General features: G+C 41.7%; 19 protein-coding genes. 4 read left to right on the top strand and 15 right to left on the bottom strand.

Going from position 1 to position 18,719, the window contains the following annotated elements; translation table 11 throughout:
• Positions 1 to 47 precede the first annotated feature (47 nt).
• A complete protein-coding gene (gene rnhA, locus CLV99_RS01440; RefSeq protein ID WP_133582712.1) occupies positions 48 to 542 on the bottom strand; it encodes a ribonuclease HI in 495 nt (164 codons plus the stop codon).
• Between the two features lie 92 nt (positions 543 to 634).
• Here rnhA and CLV99_RS01435 point away from each other — a divergent pair, with 92 nt between their 5' ends.
• Positions 635 to 2,461, top strand: coding sequence for an alpha-L-fucosidase (locus CLV99_RS01435; RefSeq protein ID WP_133582711.1), 1,827 nt, complete (start codon positions 635 to 637; stop codon positions 2,459 to 2,461).
• A gap of 136 nt (positions 2,462 to 2,597) precedes the next feature.
• Here CLV99_RS01435 and CLV99_RS01430 read toward each other — a convergent pair whose 3' ends face one another.
• The 3 genes from CLV99_RS01430 to CLV99_RS01420 all read right to left on the bottom strand — a co-directional run bounded on the left by CLV99_RS01430 (position 2,598) and on the right by CLV99_RS01420 (position 5,908).
• Complete coding sequence (locus CLV99_RS01430) at positions 2,598 to 3,236, bottom strand: hypothetical protein (RefSeq protein ID WP_133582710.1); 639 nt, start codon at positions 3,234 to 3,236, stop codon at positions 2,598 to 2,600.
• 68 nt (positions 3,237 to 3,304) lie between these two features.
• Positions 3,305 to 4,420 carry a lipid-A-disaccharide synthase gene (lpxB, locus tag CLV99_RS01425; protein WP_133582709.1) on the bottom strand — a complete coding sequence of 372 codons (1,116 nt, stop codon included), beginning with the start codon at positions 4,418 to 4,420 and terminating at the stop codon, positions 3,305 to 3,307.
• A gap of 258 nt (positions 4,421 to 4,678) precedes the next feature.
• A complete protein-coding gene (locus tag CLV99_RS01420) occupies positions 4,679 to 5,908 on the bottom strand; it encodes a porin (RefSeq protein WP_133582708.1) in 1,230 nt (409 codons plus the stop codon).
• 206 nt (positions 5,909 to 6,114) lie between these two features.
• On the opposite strand from CLV99_RS01420, the gene dinB reads away from it, so the two are divergent.
• Entirely contained in the window at positions 6,115 to 7,209 is a 1,095-nt protein-coding gene (gene dinB / locus CLV99_RS01415) for a DNA polymerase IV (RefSeq protein WP_133582707.1), read from the top strand.
• A gap of 202 nt (positions 7,210 to 7,411) precedes the next feature.
• Here dinB and feoB read toward each other — a convergent pair whose 3' ends face one another.
• Entirely contained in the window at positions 7,412 to 9,514 is a 2,103-nt protein-coding gene (gene feoB, locus CLV99_RS01405) for a ferrous iron transport protein B (RefSeq protein ID WP_133582705.1), read from the bottom strand.
• Positions 9,514 to 9,753 (bottom strand): FeoA family protein, encoded by a 240-nt coding sequence (locus CLV99_RS01400; protein WP_133582704.1) that lies wholly within the window; start codon positions 9,751 to 9,753, stop codon positions 9,514 to 9,516. The genes feoB and CLV99_RS01400 overlap by 1 nt, the downstream gene beginning before the upstream one ends.
• A 118-nt stretch (positions 9,754 to 9,871) precedes the next feature.
• On the opposite strand from CLV99_RS01400, the gene CLV99_RS01395 reads away from it, so the two are divergent.
• A complete protein-coding gene (locus CLV99_RS01395) occupies positions 9,872 to 10,327 on the top strand; it encodes a MarR family winged helix-turn-helix transcriptional regulator (protein ID WP_133582703.1) in 456 nt (151 codons plus the stop codon).
• Between the two features lie 9 nt (positions 10,328 to 10,336).
• Here CLV99_RS01395 and CLV99_RS01390 read toward each other — a convergent pair whose 3' ends face one another.
• Together CLV99_RS01390 and CLV99_RS01385 are read right to left on the bottom strand one after the other, a co-directional pair.
• A complete protein-coding gene (locus CLV99_RS01390) occupies positions 10,337 to 11,245 on the bottom strand; it encodes a ZIP family metal transporter (RefSeq protein ID WP_133582702.1) in 909 nt (302 codons plus the stop codon).
• Between the two features lie 6 nt (positions 11,246 to 11,251).
• Positions 11,252 to 11,839: a phosphatase PAP2 family protein gene (locus tag CLV99_RS01385; RefSeq protein WP_133582701.1), complete on the bottom strand. Its 588-nt coding sequence runs from the start codon at positions 11,837 to 11,839 to the stop codon at positions 11,252 to 11,254.
• Positions 11,840 to 12,023: 184 nt separating this feature from the next.
• Between CLV99_RS01385 and glmM the strand changes: the two genes are divergently transcribed.
• Entirely contained in the window at positions 12,024 to 13,406 is a 1,383-nt protein-coding gene (gene glmM / locus CLV99_RS01380; RefSeq protein ID WP_133582700.1) for a phosphoglucosamine mutase, read from the top strand.
• A 34-nt stretch (positions 13,407 to 13,440) separates the two neighbouring features.
• On the opposite strand, the gene CLV99_RS01375 is transcribed toward glmM, so the two are convergent.
• From CLV99_RS01375 to CLV99_RS01345, 7 genes are all read right to left on the bottom strand, one after another.
• Complete coding sequence (locus CLV99_RS01375; protein ID WP_133582699.1) at positions 13,441 to 13,626, bottom strand: YqaE/Pmp3 family membrane protein; 186 nt, start codon at positions 13,624 to 13,626, stop codon at positions 13,441 to 13,443.
• A gap of 18 nt (positions 13,627 to 13,644) precedes the next feature.
• Positions 13,645 to 13,938, bottom strand: a complete 294-nt coding sequence (locus CLV99_RS01370; protein ID WP_133582698.1) for a DUF4342 domain-containing protein — start codon at positions 13,936 to 13,938, stop codon at positions 13,645 to 13,647.
• 149 nt (positions 13,939 to 14,087) lie between these two features.
• Positions 14,088 to 14,816 carry a tRNA threonylcarbamoyladenosine dehydratase gene (locus CLV99_RS01365; protein WP_133582697.1) on the bottom strand — a complete coding sequence of 243 codons (729 nt, stop codon included), beginning with the start codon at positions 14,814 to 14,816 and terminating at the stop codon, positions 14,088 to 14,090.
• Positions 14,813 to 15,475, bottom strand: a complete 663-nt coding sequence (locus CLV99_RS01360; protein ID WP_211348378.1) for a TatD family hydrolase — start codon at positions 15,473 to 15,475, stop codon at positions 14,813 to 14,815. Before CLV99_RS01360 ends, CLV99_RS01365 begins: the two co-directional genes overlap by 4 nt.
• Before the next feature lie 7 nt (positions 15,476 to 15,482).
• Positions 15,483 to 16,757, bottom strand: a complete 1,275-nt coding sequence (locus CLV99_RS01355; protein WP_133582695.1) for an AI-2E family transporter — start codon at positions 16,755 to 16,757, stop codon at positions 15,483 to 15,485.
• Positions 16,758 to 16,762: 5 nt separating this feature from the next.
• A complete protein-coding gene (locus tag CLV99_RS01350) occupies positions 16,763 to 17,950 on the bottom strand; it encodes an MFS transporter (RefSeq protein WP_133582694.1) in 1,188 nt (395 codons plus the stop codon).
• A 7-nt stretch (positions 17,951 to 17,957) separates the two neighbouring features.
• Positions 17,958 to 18,716: a TrmH family RNA methyltransferase gene (locus CLV99_RS01345; RefSeq protein ID WP_133582693.1), complete on the bottom strand. Its 759-nt coding sequence runs from the start codon at positions 18,714 to 18,716 to the stop codon at positions 17,958 to 17,960.
• Positions 18,717 to 18,719: the final 3 nt, after the last annotated feature.

Below are 18,719 nucleotides of genomic sequence, written 5' to 3'. Positions count from 1 at the left end.
TTACATACTTGTACCTGATACGGTGAGGTAATTTAAGCCGCGACAGTCTATTGCTGTGATTCCATCTCAAATACCGAATCTATTTTCCAATTCGGTTTATCCTTGGATGCAGCTACTGCCAGTCGGTCACAACGCTCATTTAATGGATGTCCGGCATGTCCCTTGACCCATACTAATTTTACTTCATGTATCTTATAGGACTGCATTAGGCGTAACCATAGATCCTTATTTTTTTTGCCTTCAAAATTCTTTTTTATCCAGCCGTGGACCCATTTTTTGTCTATTGCATCGATTACATATTTGGAATCTGAATAGATAGTGACTTTTTGCCGATGGTTTTTGAGCGCTTCCAGTCCAATGATTACTGCCAAGAGCTCCATCCGGTTGTTCGTGGTCTTACGAAAACCTCCAGAAAACTCTTTTTCTATAAGTTTACCGTGAAACTCCGGGTTACTGCCCGTATAGATAGTTCGTAATATCGTACCATATCCTCCTGGACCAGGATTTCCGCTAGAAGCACCGTCTGTATAAAGTTCTATCATTGGCACAAAAATACATTATAAATCGTTATTCGATAGTAAAATTTGTCAATACTATAGATATATCTTATTTTAGATTATCCTACTTTAAATTTATGATCAAGAGACTTTTTATTGGCTTAGTGTTGTTTTCTTTATTTGCTAAATCGTATGGGCAAAATAATCTTCCCAAGGAGGAGAAGATGCTATGGTTTGATGATGCTAAACTCGGTATTTTTATCCATTGGGGGGTATATGCTGTTAATGGGGTTTCTGAATCGTGGTCATTTTTCAATAATTATATGAGCCATGATAATTATTTGAAGCAGCTCGACGGTTTTACCGCAAAAGAATACAAACCTCAAGAGTGGGTTAGCCTGATTAAGGAATCAGGAGCACAGTATACGGTAATCACGACGAAGCATCATGATGGAATCGCATTATGGGATAGCAAAGCAGATAAAGCGCTGACCGTGCCTAAGCATGCTATTGCCAAGCAGGATGTCTTGACGCCTTTTATAGCAGCCGTTAAAAAGGCCGGGTTGAAAACAGGACTCTATTACTCCCTGCCCGATTGGAGCCATCCATATTATGATATCGTTACACGCTCTCGTAAACGTTACACACTAAAAGATGAACCTAAGCGCTGGGGACAATTTGTTGATTACTATCAGGGACAACTAGCCGAACTATCATCGCAGTATAAACCTGATCTATTGTGGTTTGATGGTGATTGGGAACATAGCGCCCAAGAATGGCGAGCCGAGCAGACGTTGGGTTTGCTACGCAAATACAATCCCAATATCATTGTAAACTCGAGGTTGAATCATCATGGAGACTATGCTACCCCCGAACAAGGAGTGCCAGTGAAGCGACCTGCAGACCGATACTGGGAACTATGTTATACCATGAACGACTCTTGGGGATACCAACATTTTGATACAAATTATAAAACCCCTAATATGATCGTTAGGACGCTGATTGATTGTATCGCCATGGGCGGTAATTTACTGTTAGATATCGGACCTAAGGCAGATGGTACCATCCCCGACGAGCAGGTGAAAATCCTAAAAGAATTGGGACGTTGGACCAGCAAGTACAAAGAAGCTATTTATGGTACCAGGGCAGGAGTGGCGTCTGCTTTCATAGCAGAAAAAAATAGTCTCTCTAAAGATGGAAAGACTGTATATATTTACCTTGATGAGGTGAAAAACTATCTTCAGATAAATGGTTTACAGTCAAAGCCTGTTCAGGTTCGTTTTATCAGCAGTTCTGATAAAATAGACTATAAATACAATGGCTATACGTTGAGTCTTAATATGACTACACAGGATTTCGATCCTACGGCTTCAGTAATTGCGATAGATTTTGCAGATCATCCTCATTTTGAGTTTGATCATGCCGAGGTTAAACCTGTTCTTAATGATGTACTACGCGCCAAAGATGCTCCGAGTGCTATACGTGATATTGTTGAGTTTACTTCTGCGGGAGCTAATTTATTTTCGGGTCACATGAGTGATGACGGTAGTGTACTATCAAAAGACCTCAAATTTGCAGATCAGAAAATAAAGAATTGGGTCTTGAAACACGCAGAGGTCCTACACGACGCGCGCACAGGAATATCCGATGGGCATTATATCGGAAATACAGCTTTATCCCAAGATAGGCAGACATTGTATCTATTTATCGAAGGTCAGCCTACTGGGCCCGTCGCTATTAAAGGATTGAACAATACCATTGCGCGGATACGGATAGTCGGAGAAGGGTCCATGATAGGACACAAGATTTATAATAAGTTGTATTGGAGTGCCATTCCTGGGATTGTCTACATAGATGTTCCAAAAGATAGATTGGATAGTTATTGTACTGTTGTGGCAGTACTATTGGATAAGCCTATAGAGCTGTATGCAGAAGAAGTAAAAGCAATAGAAAGTAATCTTTAGTCTATAAAAAAGGTCTGTATCATTTTCTGATACAGACCTTTTTTCTGAAAGTATTTATTCATTAATGACATCGAGAGCGCTCCGCTTACCGGGATCTGTCTCTGCGCATCGATGCCCCAAAGAAATCATCAACTTTTTATTTACTACGGATAGTTACCTTTCCTTCTTTACCTGGTGATCCAGAATAAATCTGTCCTTGTGGTAACCCACGAAGACCGGGAGCAGAAGTCGCTATTCTAGAATAGATATTTGTTATTTCAGAGCTCGGTGTTACGTGTAAACCACCAGGTGAGACATCTACAAAAAGATAATTTTTCTGTTTTTTATTTTCTGTTTGCGGTGTGATACCAGCAGGGGCATATACCAAGTCTACATTACCTGCATCCCCATTTGGATAGGTCCGTGTCCCATTATTGGCATCTTGGCCTCGAGCGATCACATACAGCGATCCTAATTTTGCAAAATTGATATCAATGTCAAAGTTAGAAGCATTGTTTTGTGCTCCCTGTCCGGAGATAAAGGCTCTATCACCAATCTCCGCATGTTTGACAATCAGTTTGACATCTTTCTTTCCATAAAATTGAAGGGACGATCTGTCTTTCATGATCAACGTATCAATATAAATAACAGTTGAAGAGTCGCGGTCGTTGAAAATTTTCTTCTCCTTTTTGTTGAGTACTAGTTTTTCGAAACGCAGTTCGTTGGTCTGTCCAATTGCAATGGAACATAGCGCAATCATGAAAGCGATAAGTCCCGTTTGTTTGTTTACTTTCATCTGTTTGTCTTTTTGTTATTAATAATTATTCCCCTTTACAAAAAGGGAATCTTACTTTATCATACAAGTTAGACTGCAGTTAGGTAGCTAAAGATTAATTTGGCTGTTTTTTCTGATGCTCCTGGAGATCCTAACTTTTCCGCTAATACGTCATAGTTCTCTAAAATATCGTCTTTGTGTTCCTTCTCTGTGAGGATTTTTCCGATTTCATCCCGTATTTTTCCTGGGTTACAGTCCTCCTGTATCAATTCGATTACAGATAGATAATTGTTTATTAGATTGACTAGAGCTATAAATTTTACCTTGACCAGCTTGCGGGCTATCCATACGCTTATTGCATTGGCTTTGTAGACAACTACTTGCGGTACCTTTAATATACCGGTTTCCAATGTCGCCGTACCACTGGTAACAACTGCTGCTTCTGCATTTTTTAGTAGGTCATAGGTTTGGTCAAATACCACAGGTATTTCCATATCCCCAATATAGTTTTGATAGTAAGAGCGCTCAAAGTTTGGGGCGCCTGCGATAACTAATTGGTGTTTAGGGAACGCATAATACAGCTCGATCATGTTAGGCAATATCTGTTCGATTTCCATTTTGCGGCTACCCGGGAGGAGTGCGATGATGGGGGCTTCCGTGAGTCCATTGCCTGTCCGAAAATCAGGATTAAATGTATAATTGCTGATTGCATCCAATAGTGGATTACCCACATAGTCTACTTTCATCCCAAACCGTTTATAGAAGTCCACTTCAAAAGGGAGGATGCAGAACATATGATCTACTATTTTCTTTATTTTATGAACCCGACCTTGGTTCCATGCCCATATTTTGGGAGATATATAATAGCAAGTCTTTATTTTTTGCTGTTTGGCAAATGATGCTATTTTTAAGTTAAAACCAGGGAAGTCAATAAGAATGACTGTATCTGGATGATAGTCGAGGATGTCTTTTTTTACAGCCTGTAGGTTTTTACGTATAGCTCCGAGATTCTTAATGACTTCTACAAAACCCATAAAGGCCATCTGCGAGGTATGTATCAGGGCATCTTGACCTGCTTCCTGCTGCATTCTATCTCCACCTACAATCTTGAATTCAGCGTTTGGGTCTTCATTTTTTAAGGCTTTAATAAGATTTGCACCGTGCAGATCACCTGATGTCTCTCCCGCTATAATATAGTACTTCATGTGTATATCCTCTGTTTATGTATAAGCACCACTTCATCGATACAGATTGTATTTTTGACAAATACCTTATCCGCATTGCAAGGGCGGTGAGTTTTTTAAAGGTTAAAGATAAGTATTCTTTATTTAAGGATGTCTTTCACTGTTCGATTCCATATGATTTGAGCCCAGAGTTTCCTTTTTTTTCTTCATAGGCAGGATATAGCGAAATAAAAAAAAGGCCAACTGATGCTGGCCTTTTTATAAAGAGTGTATCTATATCTAGATTCCCAGTTCTACTTGGAACATACCTCCCCAGGAATTTTTATTATGTGTATTATTGTAAGCGCCATCTTTGACCGTATAGTTGGCATTGAGTTGGAATTTGAGACGGTGCGCTTTCATGTATTTTGTCAGCCCCAGTTCAAGAACCTCTGTCTGTACTTCGAATGCTGAGATTTGTTGATGCGGTTTGAGATAAGTGTATCGACCCGCTATTTCGTAGCCGTGATTCAATAGATAGGACGTCTGCTGATTCAATCCCCATCCCTTGTAAGCATAGGTATCCTCCGGTTTGTCGCCCGTTGTTTTGTTCAAAGGGTTATCTACGTCACGTCGCATGTATTCAGCCTGATATGCAAATCCCTGATATTTAAAGATAGCATCTGCGAAAGCTGTTTTTAAGGTAAAAGGATCCTGCACATACTTACCCGTTTGCCCACCTTCACGTACAGTGCGGTCGTTGTAGCTATATCCACCACCAATCGATAGTTTTGGAGTAACTTCCCGCTCAATATCTCCTTCGGAATAGTCCCCTCCATTTTTAAATTCTCCTAAAGGCAAAAATTCAACACGCCCAGTATAGGCCAGTCCATCGTCCGTGGAGTTTGCAGGTCGTCCTTCACCAGTTGAAATCGCAGCCTTGGCATTGATAGGCATTGCGCCTAATTTTTTGCTTATATTGAAGCTAATTCCGAAGTCACGATCGACCGTAAAATTACTGTTCACCAAGGATCTGTCGGCAAACTGTAGCGAGCCTGACGAGTTTACCCGTTGTCTGTTTCCTGGGAGCTTATTCTGCCCAAAAGAGATGTAGAAGTCATCCGAGAAATTGTAAAAGATAACCGCGTCACGCACGATATTCGGTACGCCCGTGTCGTCAAAGTCCTGATCGCTCCGTGTGAAAGCCAACTGTACCGAGTAGGATATTTTTGGAGTATAGATATAACCATCCATCCGCATACGTAGCCGACGTATTCTCGCGTCAAATTTTCCGTTGTTTTCGCCATCCAATACATTGCTATAGCCCAGCCTGTTCTGCATTCTAAACCTAAAGTTAGTATAGAAAAGGGAATCTTTGGAAGTATATTGAATCCCTTTAAAATTGAGGATAGTAGCACGGTCATCCCGTTCCTGGGCTTTTAATGCACCAAGACCTAGGAATAAGAACAAAGGCGTTGCTACTAAAGCTTTTTTACGAAAAAAAAACGTTCGAAAATTGGGGTACTGCATTGTTATCTTTAAATTTAAAATCTAATTTGGGACTGTGGTGTTAAGTCTTTAGGTCTTAACATTAACTTTACGCAAATATAAGATTAATGAATTGAGGACAAAGGCTTAATGTTCAAGGTAATCATTTCATAATACTCAATTAACATTGACTTAACATAGGTGTTCGGTTGCGTGCTTTTTGGGGACTAAAATCGTTGCATTACAACATGAGAAAAATCATCCATGTAGATATGGATTCATTTTATGCCTCCGTCGAGCAAAGGGATTTTCCCGAACTACGGGGCAAGCCCATTGCTGTGGGTGGTTCGCCCGATGGACGGGGAGTGGTCGCGACCTCTAGTTATGAGGCTCGGCGTTTCGGTGTCAAGTCTGCGATGTCATCGAGGCAGGCACTACAGCTCTGTCCTGATATTATATTTGTATATCCCCGATTCGATGTCTATAAGGAGGTCTCCATACGTATCCGTGAGATTTTCAGACGTTATACCGATCTCATTGAGCCTCTTTCCTTAGATGAAGCTTATCTAGATGTAACAGAGGACAAGAAGGGGATAGGCTCGGCTATAGATATCGCTAAAGAAATAAAGGCAGCAATCAAGGGCGAACTTAATCTGACCGCTTCTGCAGGAGTTTCGGTCAATAAATTTATAGCAAAGATCGCTTCCGACTATAACAAGCCCGATGGATTGACTTTTATCGGCCCTTCAAAAGTTGTGCGATTTTTGGAAGCTCTGCCTATTGAACGTTTTTTTGGAGTGGGCAAGGTGACTGCCGAAAAAATGAAAGGAAAGGGGATACATTCTGGGTTTGATCTCAAATTATTTTCCGAAGCGCAGCTTATAAAGGATTTTGGCAAGTCAGGGAGCTTTTTTTATAATATGGTCAGAGGCAATGATGACCGTCCCGTGCGCTCCAACCGTGTAGCCAAATCTATCAGTGTAGAGGATACTTTCGAGCGCGATATCTTTGATCTCGATCAGATGAAGGAAGAATTAGACTTACTTTGCTTAAAACTGAGTAATAGGATCGATTTAAAATCAGTGTCAGGGAGAACCTTGACCTTAAAAGTAAAGTTTTCTGATTTTACTTTATTGACAAGAAGTTATACCGGTGTGCATTTCTTGTCCAGTTATCAACAGTTGAAAGAAGAGGCTGGATTACTTTTGGACAAAGTCGATTTTGAAGACCGTAAAGTGAGGTTATTGGGCGTTACAATATCCAATTTTTTCGAACACGAGTTTGATAGCCCGAGGAATGGCCAGTTGAGCTTGTTTGATGATAGCAATTATAGACCCGTATAAAAAAAGCGCGCTAGATCTTTAGGATGCTAACGCGCCAATATTTTTTATTTTGGGGCTTTTTCAGTGAAGCTGCAGCCGCAGCCCTTACCACAGCCACCACTTTGTGTTTTCGATGGCCAGAATTTTTTAACCATAAATACGATTGCAATAATAAAAACAAGTGCTATTATAGCGTATTGAATGTACATCATAGCTTAAATATTTATTTTAACAGTTGATACGCAATTAAGGCAGCGATATAGGCTAGGCCCGTCATAAACCCTGCTTGGATTAACGTCCATTTCCAGGACCCCGTCTCTCTCTTAACAACGCCAATTGTCGCCATACATTGCATTGCAAATGCATAAAATAATAAAAGCGAGATACCCGATGCAAGATTATAGGTGGGCTGACCAGTATTACGGTTGATTTCTGATCTCATACGGGTGAAGAGTGTCTGTTTTTGTTCATCATCTTCGATGTCCAGATCTTCTCCCAGCGAATAAACCACAGCTACCGTTCCGACGAATACTTCCCGTGCCGCAAATGAGGCTATCAGGCCGATTCCTATCTTCCAGTCATAGCCTAGAGGTCTGATTGCTGGTTCAATCCCTCTACCTAGATACCCTAGATAGGAGTATTCCGTTTTATAAGCAGAGATTTCATCTGCTACCTGCTCTTCAGTAAAGTGCGGATTTTCCTGTGTGATATATTTTTCTGGATCCGAAAACTTGTCGTTCGGACCAAAGTTGCCTAATACCCAAAGGATGATGGATATGGCTAGAATAATCTTACCGGCACCGAATAAAAAGCTGGAAGATTTTTCCCATACCGTATTCAGAACGTTTTTCCAGTCCGGCATTTTATAGGTCGGCAATTCAAAAATCAGGTATGAGTTACGTACCGATTTAATAATCTTGTTGAGGATTAATGCCGAGAATAGAGCTGCTACGATACCAAGGATATACATCGCAAATAAAACTATCCCTTGTATATTGAATCCTAGAAAGTCAGTGTCCGGTATTACCAAGCCTATGATCACCACATAAATAGGCAATCGGGCCGAACAGGTCATAAAAGGGGTTACCAACATCGTCAGGAGACGCTCTTTGGGGTTTTCTATATTGCGGGCAGACATCACAGCGGGTATAGCGCAGGCTACGCCAGACATTAACGGGATTACCGATTTCCCATTCAGTCCAAATGGTTTTAACCAACGGTCCATCAAAAAAACTACGCGGCTCATATATCCTGTTTCTTCCATCAAAGAGATGAAAAGGAATAAGATAATGATTTGCGGTAAGAAAATGACAATACCTCCGATTCCTGCGATGACTCCATTCACCATGAGATCTGCCAAGGGACCTTCAGGGAGTAAGGCAGCAGTGGATTGGCCCAAACTTGCAAAAAGCTCGTCTACGCCATCCATCAATGGTCCAGACCAGGTATATATCGCTTGGAAGATCAAAAATAATAGTCCAAAAAAGATGATATACCCGTATACGGGGTGAATTAGGATGTTATCTATTTTTTCTGTGATACTAAGTTTCTTATTCTCTTTTTTCTCGAGTATCGGCTTTAGATCGTTGTTGATTTTTTCCTGGCGAAGGATTGCTTCAGCTTTTTGTAGCTGCTGTATATTGATACCATATTGACTTCTTATGGCAGACAGTTTGTCGTTTTCCTCTTCCGATAAGACTTTTATGTCTTCTTGTGCCAAATATTGCCAAGTCCGGTATTCGGTTTCCAATGGAAATATTTTCTTGGCATCATCTAGCGGCTGTTGGTAGGCTACAGGAAGCTGTAGGCTATTGAAGTAAGGTGCTGGTTGTATATCAAAATTTTGGATCAGTTTATCTATTCCTTCTCCAGTGCGTGCATTTGTTTTGAAAATAGTAGTCTTTAGGTAGTTTTCTAACCCCGCATGATCGATCTGGATACCCTTATCTTCAAGTTCATCCATCATGTTCAGGACGAATATTGCGGGTAGCCCAGATTCCCGTACCTGTTGGTAGAGCACGATACCCCGATTTATTGTACTCGGTTCGGAGACGACTACGACAAGATCAGGAGCACCATTCACGTTTTTGCTGGTCAGCGTATTAAAGACGACTTCTTCGTCCAACGAATTAGGAAATAGGGTATATGTACCCGGTAGGTCGATGACCTTATACTCTTTGTCGCCCTTTTTTGCTGTCCCTACTCTTTTCTCGACAGTAATTCCAGGATAGTTTCCTACTTTTTGGTTGAGCTTGGTAATACGGTTGAACAGGGACGTCTTGCCTACATTGGGATTCCCTAATAATGCTATTGTCTTATTCTTCATTATATTTTATTTGCCAGAATTAAAGCTGCTTCTGACTTTCTGATTGCTACTAAGGTATTGTCTTGAATAATGTTAATACAGATGGGACCATGCAATGGGGCTTTATGCTTGATTTGTATGGTAGTACCCGGGGTAAAACCCAATTCGTAAAACTTGGCCGGCAGATCATCTTTTTCAAAAGAGTGAATAATTGCCTTTTCACCTTTTTTTAGTTTATCCAGTGAGATTTTATTTTGCATTATTTTTGTAACTTTAGATGATTTCAATACCTCGAAATCCCCCAAATATAGGTAAAAGGAGTGAATGTAGAGGTGTTGGTTCTGTCACATAGTTGTTTTATTTAGATTTATTAAAAGCATGGGTATTGAGGATCGGATCAAGACTAGTCGATTTCAGGATGATTGGCATAAGGCCACGATTAATGTTCTTTTTACTAACAATTGGTTGACTAATCTATTGGAAGAGAGGGCAAGTAGGCTGAGTATTACCCTTCAACAATTTAATGTGCTTCGGATTTTACGTGGTCAATACCCCAAGCCAGCTTCCAATGCTACTATCCGCGAACGTATGATAAATAGTACACCTGATATTTCAAGGTTGGTAGAACGTATCGTGACCAAAGGGTTGGTCACCCGTACTAAGAATAAGACTGACAAACGGGCTGTAGACCTTCTTATTACAGAAAAAGGCCTCCAACTCTTAGAAGAATTAGAGGCCGATATGAATCTTTCTACAATATTATCCGAAAATCTTACGACTCAAGAGGCGCAGCTTCTGAGCGATTTGCTGGATAAAATGCGCGGCGAAATTTAATCCAGGTGGTTAATGCTGATGCCCCTTGTGGTCATCATGCTTAGGCGCTTCGTCTTTACTATGGTCGTGGCTGTGATCATGTCCATCATGGTTGTGGTCATGTGTTCCATCTGTATGCTCATGGTCGTGATCGTCGTGGTTATGACCATCATGATTATGGTGCTCATGTCCATGTGCGCCATGGCTGTGGTCGTGTGGCAATAAGAAGGTGGTAAGTGATACTGCCAGGCCTAAGAACACAGCAGCCATTTTCTTCTTATTAAATTTGTGGTGATCTGCAGAACCTGATTCGAATAATATAGTCGTCGAGATATGTAAGAATATACCGATTACTACAGCCATTATTTTATCAAAATGCTGAGATATATTTCCGATTTCTCCCTCACTTAATACAGAACTTGTAATAAATCCTAGCGGAGTCATTGCCGCAAATATTACAAGCATAATGATGATAGTCTGTTTTTTTACCGTAGAGCTCAATAATAAACTACCTAGTGCAAATGCCGCAGGTATATGGTGTATTGCGATACCAAATACAAGTTTCGTCTGCTGTCCCGATATGAGTGGCATCCCTTCCAGAAACGCATGAAGACATAGGCTGATCATAATCCCTAACGGAAAACCAGTGTTTTCATGGTGATGTATATGTCCATGTTCTATTCCTTGCGAGAACTGTTCCAAGAGCAATTGGAATATAAAACCGCCTAGAATATACAGACCGATTACTTCCGGACTGGTTGTGTTCGCATGATAAACGTGGGGGATCAGGTGTAATACCGTAATAGCAAATAGATAGGCTCCACTGAAGGAAAGTATCAACTTGAGATAACTTGTATTATCACGTTTGACAAAAAATACCGCCATACCACTGATGAAGGCAGATAAAAATAAGATAGCTACGATTAAAGTAAAGCTCATATAGTATTATGTTATTGGAATTGTTTCCTTAAAGAAAGACGGTACAAACCGTTTGAACAGGTTGCCGTTGAGGATACCGATCAGGCTTCCGAGTAGGGCACCGCAGAGGATATCAAAAGGGTAGTGTACTCCGACATAGATCTGTGAAACTGAAATAAGAGAAGCCCATAGTATACATAGCCATAGGGTATGCTTCCATTTACGTCTGAACAGTACGATCCAGAAAAATGCCATTGCAAAATGATTGGTGGCATGGGAGCTTGTGAAACTAAACCCCGATCCACATCTCACCCGGAGATTGATATCATGCTTGAACTCGATGTCGTTGCAAGGCCGTATACGTTTTACATTTTTTTTGATCAGGTGCGAGGAGATACCATCGGACACCCCAAAATTAATCAACGTGCACAGGACAACCAATATACCTAGTTTGCCATAGTGTTTGATGAAAAAGATAACCACAAAAAGGTAAAGCGGAGCCCAGGTAAACGGGTTGCGTAAAATAGGTAGCAACCAGTCAAATACTGGGTTGCTTAATCCTTGGTTTATCAGCAAGAATATTTCTTTATCTAGATCAATTATCTGTTGCCACATAGTTTTATGTTTTGTGTATGAAAAGCTAAAATACATTAATTGACATAAAACGTAAAATAGTATTTTTGCATTAAAATACACAAAGTTGCAACAAAGATATGTTTTTAATTTTATATCCAATCAAGATACTTGTATTTATTTAGGAATAGCTTATTTTTACGGTTCACTATAATTGATTTCGTATATGACTTTAATAAAATCTATTTCGGGTATCCGTGGTACTATTGGAGGCCGTGCCGGAGAAGGATTGACACCTATTGATATTGTCAAATTCACGGCGGCTTTCGGTAATATTCTTATGCAGAAGACTGGTCTTAAGAAGATTGTAGTCGGTAGAGATGCTCGAGAGTCTGGAGAGATGGTTAATAATCTGGTCGTCGGTACGTTGCAGAGTATTGGTGCCGAGGTAGTCGATCTAGGGCTTTCCACAACGCCGACTGTGGAGATAGCTGTTCCTTTAGAGGGAGCAGCAGGTGGTATTATATTGACTGCTTCCCATAATCCAGGACAGTGGAATGCCTTGAAATTATTAAACGCAAAAGGCGAATTTATTTCAGACGCTGAGGGGCAAGAGGTATTAAGTCTTGGCGAGAGTCTGGACTTCGATTTCGCGGAGGTGCAGAATCTTGGAAAAGTAGTAAATGATAGCAGCTATCTTCAGAAACATATCGATGCAGTACTGGCTCTTGAATATGTAGATGTAGATGCGGTCAAAGGAGCGGGGTTCAAAATTGCAGTGGATGCCGTCAATAGTACCGGAGGATTTTTTATTCCGGCATTGTTGGAGGCAATGGGAGTGGAGACCATCTATAAGATACACTGCGAACCCAACGGTAAGTTCCCGCATAATCCAGAACCTTTAAAAGAGCATTTGACCGATCTTTCTGCTGCAGTATTGAACAATAAAGCAGATCTTGGTATTGCCGTCGATCCTGATGTAGATCGTTTGGTGTTTATGATGGAAGACGGAGAGTTATTTGGCGAGGAGTATACTTTGGTTGCTGTTGCTGATTATATCTTGTCGCAGCAAAAGGGAAATACGGTTTCCAATCTATCTTCTACACGTGCGCTGCGCGATGTTACATTGCGTCATGGTGGCGAGTATTTTGCGGCAGCTGTTGGTGAGGTGAATGTAGTGACAAAGATGAAAGAAGTGGCTGCTGTGATTGGTGGTGAAGGCAATGGCGGGGTAATCTATCCTGCGTCACATTATGGACGTGATGCTTTAGTCGGTGTGGCAATCTTCTTGACACATCTTGCGAAGATGGGCAAAAAGGTCTCGACCTATAGAGCCGAATTACCACAGTATTTTATGTCCAAAAACAAGATAACGTTGACTCCAGGGTTAGATATCGATGGTTTATTGGCCAAGATGCAGGCTAAATATGCCCACGAGCAGCATACAACCATCGACGGGCTGAAGATTGATTTTGAAAATGAGTGGGTACACTTACGGAAGTCGAATACAGAACCGATTATCCGTATCTACTCCGAGGGGCCTACGCCTGAAGCTGCGGAAGCGATTGCACAAAAGATAATCAAAGAGATAGAAGATATTATCTCCTAAATAAAAGAAAAAGCCTTCGATTCGAAGGCTTTTTTTAGCATCTATTTAGACGGTCGATTCGCTGCTTGTTTTTTGCATCCAAGCGGGAGGCCACAGCCCATATCGCAGCAGGCAGCCATCCTATTAAGGTTATCTGTAAGATTAAACATAAAATTCCCGAAAAAATCTTGCCTCTTAGAAAGAAGGAGAGCCAAGGGAATAATACAGCGATCAATATCATTTTATCTGTTCTTTAAAATTAAACTAGGGGATTGTCTTCTTGTTCTTTTTCCGCGCTATTTTCTTTAGGCTCCGCATCTTTACGCTCAACAATTATTTTGCACTCTGCGATTACAGCTGCCAATGCACCTACTGCTGCAAAAATGGGAGCGAGGATTAGTCCTACGATACCAATAGTTACCGGAAAACTGATGATTTCTTTTTCATGCTTATCAGCGATAGTGATTTTCGTCACATTACCATCGTTGATCAGTTCTTTGATTTTCTTTAGAAGGTTTTCTCCGGAGATATTATAAGTTTCTTTGAATGCCATGATTTCTCTTTTTTAAAATTTATGTTCTTTGTTTGTATGGTATCAAAGGTAGTGGAGAATACATGGCTTGCCCAGTCCAAGTAGGTAAACCTAGGCAGATTTTCGGTGAAAAATATATTTTTATCGGTGTGTTTTCCAGCTATATCGAATTATGCTTCCTTTCCGATCAATTCACGAAGCGCCACCGAAGCGATTGCTCCACCAAATGCAGCCGGAAGGTAAGACATTGTGCCATAAGCTGATTTTTTAAAGTTGCTGCCGTCCGTATAGATCAGCGAAGATTTTTCCGGTAACTCCGTAGAGAATGCCACCTTTACGCCTTCCCGGATATCATGTTTGCGTAGCTTTTTACGAATGTGCAACGCCAGCTTACAGTTATAGGATTTGCTGATATCCGCGATTTGTATTTTTGTAGGGTCTACTTTTCCACCAGCTCCCATCGAGCTGACAAAAGGAATCTTCGCTGCATATGCGCGTCGGATCAAAAATAGTTTCGGTGTGATACTATCTATCGCTTCGACAATATAATCGGGTTTGGTCTCGAGTAGGGTCTCCAAGCGTTCGGGAATGATAAACTCTTCCAGTACTGTGAGGTCCAACTCGGGGTTGATGTCCAGCAAACGCTGTTTCATGATCTGCGCCTTAGAGATACCGTGGTTGGTCGCCAGTGCAGGCAGTTGTCTGTTCCTGTTTGTCGGATCTACCGTGTCTCCATCTATAATCGTCATTTTGCCTACACCTCCGCGACAGATAAATTCTGCTGCATAAGAGCCTACACCTCCCAGTCCCAATACCATGACATGCGATGAGGCTAGTTTCTCTATAGCCTCGCGGCCTATCAAAGCTTCTGTTCTAGATAACCACGATAAATCTTTCATTCTTCAATCCTGTAATTAAATACTTGCTCGAAATTGTCTGTCAACTGCTGTTTGAGTACATCAAGAGGAAGTTTTCGAGCGGCACAAAAGTAAGAAAAAATAGCTACTATATCAGTCGTTTTATCGTCTGTTTCTAGAAACACCCTGTCCAGCGGGATTTCGGCAATCAGTGCATCCTGCCTGCCATCAAGAATGTCTGCTCCTAAGCTTAGGTAGTAGCCTGCATCAAGTAGCTGCTTTGCCAGTTTTATGTTTTTATTAAAGCCGTGAAATATTACGGGTAGGTGGAACTGATGTTTTCGTAGTAACTGGCTTATCTCCTGATAGGCTCTTACACTATGTATGAGCAGTGGTTTATGCTGTCTTTTTGCCAAGTGGATTTGACTTTCAAAGACCTCTACCTGGAGATTCCAATCCGTTTCACAGAGTTTGTCCAATCCACATTCGCCAATCCCGATCACCTGGGGATTTTCTACTGCGGCCTCTAAAAGCTGCCATTGCGTATTCAGTTCCGGGGCAATATACCAAGGATGTATACCGGCAGTATATAGGCTTTCCTTGTCCATTACCTCCCGGCCTATGATATGATTGAGGATACGTAATGTGTCCGGGTGCTGGAATGTATGATGGGTATGTATGTCTAAAAAAGGAAGAGACATAATATATTTACTCGGGTTTTTGTTTTTCATCCTCTTTCGGAGCCTCCGTATAGGGAATGTCTTCACTTTCATGGATTTCTTTATACGTCAGTTCAGACTGAGGCATTGCCTCAGGTTTTTCCGTATTATTTATAGTAATATCCACTTTGACTTTATTCTCCACTTTAGGCGTACGTACGATTCCCCATTTCATGAGCAGTTCTTGCGTTGAGTTTCGTTTGAGGTGCTGTTTTTCCGGTTCGCCGATTAGGAATCCAAAAGCCTCCATACTTGGGATGGCATCGAATATAACTTTTAATGTAGCTATGAATGGGAGTGCCAAGATTAAACCTGCGAGGCCAAAGAGCATTCCGCCCAATAGAATGCCGATAATCGCCATAAGTGGATTTATGCTGACCTTACTCCCTACTATATTTGGGGTGATTATATTTCCTTCTAAAAACTGTACCACCTGAAACCAAGCCACGACACCTAGCGCGTACCATGCGGTGTCTTTGGTCGCTAATGCGAAAAGCGCTGGCAATATAGATCCTATGGCTATCCCGATGTAAGGGAGCAGCATCAAGAGTGAGGCCAATGTCCCAAAGAACCAAGCGTACTCAATATCCATAAGCATAAGGCCTACGGTATTTAGTATTGCGACGATTCCCATCACAGTAATGAGGCCTACAAGGTAGCTCTGTACAACCGTGTATATCTTATTCAGTACCTCATCGACTTTGGTTTGTGGCGTAGATTTGAATGCTTTAAAGAAAAACTCCCGAAAGAAATCACGGTAGTAGAGCATGAAAAAACTGTACAGAGGTACCAATATCGCACTGGCCAGCATATTGCCTATAGATCCAAATGTTGCCGTTATCACACCACCGGCATTTTCCAGTGTTTTGTTGCCCTGTTCTTTTAGTTTGTCAAGTACTTGGTTTCTTTCGATGCCAAATCTATCCTGGAGCCAGTTTTGACCATTTTCAAGAACAGAAAGCACTTTGTCTGTAATGGCAGAGGCATCTTTCCCGATGATAATACTCTGATGCACGATAAACCATAGGATGGCCGAGATTACTGTTATGGCGACGATAACCGCCAACAGCGCCGAAAAAGCCTTCCCGAGACGCAAGCGCTCAAAGAGTCTGGCTAATGGAAAGAGAGAGATGGAAATCAGCGTTGCAAATAGTATAGGTAGGAGCACATCTTGGGCTACATATAGTAAAGCCAGTATTAATACAAGGGCAAATAAGCTAGCTGCTAGATTAATTGCATACGGTTTGTTCGACGGTGTTTCCATACCTATTATAACAAGCGGTCGCTTCTTTCTGTTTTGGTTTTATCCCAATATAGCACATAAAAAAAAGCAAGAAAAATAACGATCGCATTTCCATACATGATATAAGGAATACGTGGGATGAAATCTTGGTAAATATAGCCTGCTAGCAGAGCGCCTCCTCCAATTCCAATCTCCAGTGCGATGTACATCGTAGCCATTGCTTTTCCTCTATATTGGGGGAGAGATAGGTCTATTGTCCAGGCATTCAGTGCCGGTGATAGAATACCCGTTCCTATCCCATATACACAAGCCCCTATGATCAGTCCAGAGACGCTGTCGCCGTTGCCGAGTAGCACGAGCGAGACGACGATAACAAGTAGTCCGACGAGCATTACCCTTATCCTTCCGAACCTATCGGACACTTTTCCGGATACGAATCGAATTCCGATAGAGGCTAGGGTGTAGGCGGTGAAGAATAAACCTTTGTTGCTTATTTCAAGATGTTCGCTCCAGTCCGGTATCAGTGTGAGTATAACGCCATAGGCAGAGTAGGAAAGCAAGGTCACTATACCAGCAGGGATAGCTCTTTTTTCTAGAATATCCGAGCGGGAGATCTTTAGCATGCTGGTCTGGAATTTGCGCTTTGGATGCAGCGTTTCCTTCATGTTCAGTACGATGACGATAGAAAGAAATGCAAAGAGTGAAGAGGAGAAAAACATCGTATTAAGACCGAAGTTTTGGGCTACAAAACTCCCTACTGCCGGTCCTACTGCACCACCAATACTAAAGCACAACCCGTGCATTCCCAGTGCTTCGCCCCATCTTTCCTGAGGAATGATGTCAGCCACATAAGCAGAGGTCGCGGTGGGTTTGAATCCTGTCGAAAATCCATGGACCAGCCGTAGCATGAAGAAGCCGGATAGCGTCGTCAGGATAGGGTATAGAAAACCACAGATTACACATACGATAGAACCGATGGCCATGACTGGTACACGTCCCCATTGATCGGTTAGTCTTCCGCTGAAAGGCCGGGATATACCTGCCGTAAGTGTGAATAGTGCGATAATGAGCCCTTTGTGCTCGGCTCCTCCGAGGCTACTGAGGTAGTTGGGGAGTTCAGGGATGATCATGTTAAAGCTCGCTGAAAAAAGAAGAGAGCTTAAGCAGAGTAGTGCAAATTGTAAGGTGTAGATTGATTGTTTGGATTCTTGCATTATAGAGTTATTCTGCTTTTGTTAATTTTCGGCGCGCTATTTCCGAACAGAATATGGTGGTTGCTACCGCCACATTCAGGGATTCTGCAAGCCCGATCCGAGGGATAGTTACAGCTGTTTTTATCGAGGGGATTAGTTCGGGACGTATGCCATTTCCTTCATTCCCCATGATGATGAGCCCTTGGCTTCCAAAGTCGACATCGTATATTGATTTACCTTCTAGCAGTGCACCGTATGTTGGGATTTCTTGCTGTTGTATCAGTTCATCGATAGCTGTATAATGCAGTTTCACTCTAGCGAGGGACCCCATTGTAGCCTGCACCACTTTAGGGTTGTAGGCATCTACGGTATCCTGCGAGCAGACGATCTGTTCTATGCCGAACCATTCTGCAGTGCGAATGATTGTTCCTAGGTTGCCTGGGTCTTGTACACCATCCAGTACCAGTGTATGTCTGTTTTTTAGCGATTCAAGGTCAAGGTCTTGCCGTTCAGGTATTTCTACAAGGGCCAAAGCGCCTTGTGGACTTTTCAATGCCGATATTTTATTGAAATCATTTTCAGATAGTGCGATCGGTTTTATACTTTGCGGTATTTTAAGCAACTTTGCGCAGGCCTGATCGGTAGCGAATATTTTCTGTACCTTGTACGATGAATGGACAAATTCCGTTACGGATTTGATACCCTCGACAATAAAAAGACCATGTGTGGTACGAAACTTTTTGTGCTGGAGAGAAGTTATCAGACTGATTTGCGCTTTTGACAACATTGG

It is taken from the genome of Sphingobacterium yanglingense (genome assembly GCF_004363245.1).
Lineage (GTDB): Bacteria > Bacteroidota > Bacteroidia > Sphingobacteriales > Sphingobacteriaceae > Sphingobacterium > Sphingobacterium yanglingense.
The sequence above is the reverse complement of the archived record's forward strand: the minus strand, read 5'-3'. Positions and strand labels throughout refer to the sequence as shown.